A 3,637-nucleotide genomic window follows, 5' to 3' on the forward strand; every position below is an offset into this window, starting at 1 on the left:
GGCCGCGGCCCCGCAGGCGGCGCCGGCTCCGGGCGCGGCGCGTTCGGCCCCGGCGGCTCGTTCCGCGGCACGCCCGGCCGGCCAGAAGCGCCCGGCCCCACCGGCGGCTACGACTACCAGCCGCCTCCGCCCGAGGGCGCGGTCACGTCACGCAAGATGGTCATCTACGGCACGCACCCCGTCGAGGAGGCCCTGCGCGGCCGGCGCAAGGTGCACCGGATCTGGGCGACCGAGCCCGGGAACTGGACCGGGAACGTGACGATCGTCAGCGCCGACGAGATCGCCGAGCGCGCCGAGACGGACGCGCACCAGGGCGTTGCGGCGCTGGTCGACCCGTACATCTACGTGGACGAGGCCGAGCTGCTCGCGGTGGAGAACCCGTTCATCATCGCGCTGGACGAGATCACCGACCCGCAGAACCTCGGCGCGATCGCGCGGACGGCGGAAGGCGTCGGCGTCACCGGGCTCGTCATCCCCGAGCGCCGGGCCGCGGAGGTCACCCCGGCGGTGTGCAAGGCGTCCGCGGGCGCCGTCGAGCACCTGCCGATCGCCCGCGTGCGCAACCTCGCCGACTTCCTGCAGAGTGCCAAGGACAAGCAGTGCTGGGTCTACGGCGCGGCCGCCGGCTCGGACACCCGCTACGACCAGCCCGACTACAAGGGCGGCGTGATCGCGGTCATGGGCGCGGAGGGCAAGGGGCTCAGGCCTCGAGTCGCCTCGATGTGCGACGACCTGGTCTCGCTTCCGCTGCTCGGCAAGGTCGAGTCGCTCAACGTCTCGGCGACGGCGGCGGTGCTGCTGTACGAGATGTTGCAGCAGCGACTTGACGCATCGACATAACCCTGCCACCCTGAGGTCTCATCAAGGTGAGCTTTAGGGTTAGCGATGGCCCTCGAGCTCACCGTCTATCCCCGGCGCCGCGGGAGGTGTGCGTCACAAGCGTTCAGGCCAGTGATGGCCTGGAAAGGTCTCTGCGCTCGTGGCAAGAATTGCACCCACCAAGTCTCAAGCTCAACTTCAGCTTGATGATGGTTACCTCCTCGCTCTGGCTCGCCAGGGCAGCTCTGATGCCTACGACCGGCTCGTCCGGCGTTATGCGTCCTTCGTGCGGCTCAAGGCGTCGTCGTACTTCCTCGTCGGCGGCGACTCCGAGGATCTGATCCAGGAGGGCCTAGTCGGCCTCTACAAGGCGATCCGCGATTTCCGCCCGGACCGCGAGTCCTCGTTCCGCAACTTCGCGGAGCTGTGCATCACGCGCCAGATCATCACGGCCGTGAAGACCGCGACCCGCAACAAGCACACGCCGCTCAACGGCTACGTGTCCTTCAGCGCGACGCCGGCGGGCGCCTCCGATAACGAGCCGACCCTCGATGAAATGCTCCCGGGTTCGACCGTCCACGACCCGGTCAACCAGGTCATCTCCTCCGAGGAGCTCCGGTCGCTCGTGGCCTGCCTGTCGACCGTGCTGTCCGACCTCGAGTCGCGCGTGCTCTCGCTCTACCTCGACGGGCACTCCTACACCGACATCGGTGAGAAGATCGGCTGCGACTGCAAGACCGTCGACAACGCCCTCCAGCGCGTCAAGCGCAAGGTCGGCGCGCATCTGAACTCACGCGCCGTCCTGAACTAGCGACCGCTCATACTGCTCTCATGCTCTGGCTGATCATCGTCCTTGTCGTTCTCGTCGTGCTCGTCGTCGGCGGCATCATCGCCCGCAACCGGCAGCTCGCCAGCACCCGTCCCGCGTTCGAGCGTGCGCTCGCGCAGGTGGAACGGGACCTCGTCGCAGCCGCGGCGAGCGACCGTGGCTGGGACCGCTCCCTCCTTGAGGCGGCGGCGCGACGGATCGTCACCGAGCGCTTCGGCTCCGAGCCGGAGGAGCTCACCTTGGTCGAGGTGATCGACAAGCCGGGCACCGAAGCCGACCAGGCCGTGTTCGACGCTCGCGTGGGAACCGCACGCGAGCGCGTCGTCCTCGGCCGGGCCGACGGGGAGTGGGTCGGCGCCTAAGCGGCTTTGCGATCGCGACGGGGGCGCCGGTGCTCGACGGCGTCGAGCGCCCCGTGGCAGTCGGTCGGGTCGTCCGTGACGAGCAGCGACTCAACGTCGGCCGGGTGGATGTAGCCCTCGGCCAGCATCGAGTTCCGCAGCCAGTCGACCATCCCGCCCCAGTAGCCGGAGTCGAACAGGACGATCGGGAAGTAGCGGATCTTCTGCGTCTGGCGCAGCGTGGCGGCCTCGAACAGCTCGTCGAGCGTGCCGAACCCGCCGGGGAAGACGACGAAGCCGCTCGCGTACCGGACGAACATCACCTTCCGCGTGAAGAAGTAGTGGAAGGTGATGCCGATGTCGCAGTACGCGTTCAGCGACTGCTCGTGCGGGAGCTCGATGCCGAGGCCGACGCTCGTCGCGCCCGCGTCCTGCGCCCCGCGGTTGGCGGCCTCCATGATCCCGGGGCCGCCGCCGGTGATGATCGCGTAGCCCTGCTCGCCGAGGTGACGCGCGAGCGTGCGGGCGTCCTCGTAGCGCGGGTGGTCGCGCGGCGTGCGGGCCGAGCCGAAGATCGACACGGCCTTGCCGATGTGGCTGAGCTGGGTGAACCCGGCGCGCAGCTCGTCCTGGATGCGCAGGAGTCGCTGCGCGTCGGTGTACTCGGAGAGGATCGCGACGGTCTCGGCCTCGAGCAGCTCCTCGTCGTCCGAGGTCGGGTGGCGTGGTTCCGGCGGCGTCAAGCCTCTGAGGGTAGGGCGCGGGGACGCACGCGCTGCCAGGCGAACGCGCCGAGCAGCAGCAGGATCCCGAAGCCGATGAAGCTCGCCACGCGCGCGAGGCTGTCGAGCTCGGACAGGTCGTAGAGGAACACCTTTGCGGCCGTGAGCGCGAGCAGCGAGAGCGCGGCGAGCCGGATCTCCTTGCGGTCGGCGACGAGGCCGACGACCAGCGCGCCGACGCCCGTCAGCGCCCACAGGACGCTGAGCAGCGTCTGCCCCGTGTGCTCGGCACCGCCCGCCGTGACCACCTCGACGCTGGCGAGGTAGAGCAGCGCGAACGGCACGATCCGTCGGCCGATCCGCGTGGCCGCGAGCGCCGCGGTGACGGCGACGAGCCCGAGGGCGGCCTTCAGCGGCTCGTCGAGCCCGTCCACGAGCGCGAGCGGCGGGGCGAGGACGGCGAGCGTGTGAATGGCGGCGAGCGCCGCGAACGCGAGCGACGCGCGCTGCGAGACGAGCGCGAGCAGTCCGGCCTCGGCGGCGAGCGCGATCGTGAGTGGCAGGCCCTCGAAGACGAGCCCGGTGAAGTGCGCGACCGCCGTGAGCGCGAGCACGTCGAGCAGCGCGACGCCCGACAACCGCGCGCCGAGGAATGCGACCACGCCGAGGCTGCCGACCGCGACGAGCGCGTCCGCGTGAGCGGCCGTGCCGGCAAGCGCGTCGATGGGCGCTTCGGTCCCGAGCACGTGCCCGATCGCGAGCGCGAGCTGCGCGACCAGGCCGAGCGCGGCGAAGTACCAGTCGGCGCTGGAGCCGCGCCCGAGCGCGGCGTCCGCGGCGCGGGTGACGACGGTGTGGGGAGGCGCGGCGGCCCATGCGGAGCATCGCGCGCTCCTGGTCGGCCTCCGGGTAGCCGAGGTTGACGT

5 protein-coding genes are annotated in these 3,637 nt (G+C 70.7%); 3 read left to right on the plus strand and 2 right to left on the minus strand.

What is annotated here, in order from left to right; translation table 11 throughout:
- The 3 genes from rlmB to OJ997_RS36035 form a co-directional block, all read left to right on the plus strand.
- On the plus strand, positions 1-840 hold an 840-nt coding region (gene rlmB / locus OJ997_RS36025; protein WP_308213603.1), incomplete at its 5' end, for a 23S rRNA (guanosine(2251)-2'-O)-methyltransferase RlmB.
- Between the two features lie 139 nt (positions 841-979).
- A complete protein-coding gene (gene sigH, locus OJ997_RS36030) occupies positions 980-1,630 on the plus strand; it encodes an RNA polymerase sporulation sigma factor SigH (RefSeq protein WP_270030300.1) in 651 nt (216 codons plus the stop codon).
- Positions 1,631-1,650: 20 nt separating this feature from the next.
- Positions 1,651-2,010 (plus strand): hypothetical protein, encoded by a 360-nt coding sequence (locus OJ997_RS36035; protein ID WP_270030302.1) that lies wholly within the window; start codon positions 1,651-1,653, stop codon positions 2,008-2,010.
- Here OJ997_RS36035 and OJ997_RS36040 read toward each other — a convergent pair.
- Positions 2,007-2,732, minus strand: coding sequence for an LOG family protein (locus OJ997_RS36040; RefSeq protein WP_270030303.1), 726 nt, complete (start codon positions 2,730-2,732; stop codon positions 2,007-2,009). The genes OJ997_RS36035 and OJ997_RS36040 overlap by 4 nt on opposite strands.
- A partial coding sequence (locus OJ997_RS36045; RefSeq protein WP_270030304.1) for a DUF2339 domain-containing protein occupies positions 2,729-3,637 on the minus strand: 909 nt, incomplete at its 5' end. The genes OJ997_RS36040 and OJ997_RS36045, both read right to left, overlap by 4 nt.

Source organism: Solirubrobacter phytolaccae, assembly GCF_027587195.1.
GTDB classification, from domain to species: domain Bacteria; phylum Actinomycetota; class Thermoleophilia; order Solirubrobacterales; family Solirubrobacteraceae; genus Solirubrobacter; species Solirubrobacter phytolaccae.

Coding starts and splice junctions, on each gene's coding strand:
- OJ997_RS36035 (WP_270030302.1), top strand. CDS start 1,651: ATGCTCTGGCTGATCATCGTCCTTGTCGTTCTCGTCGTGCTCGTCGTC.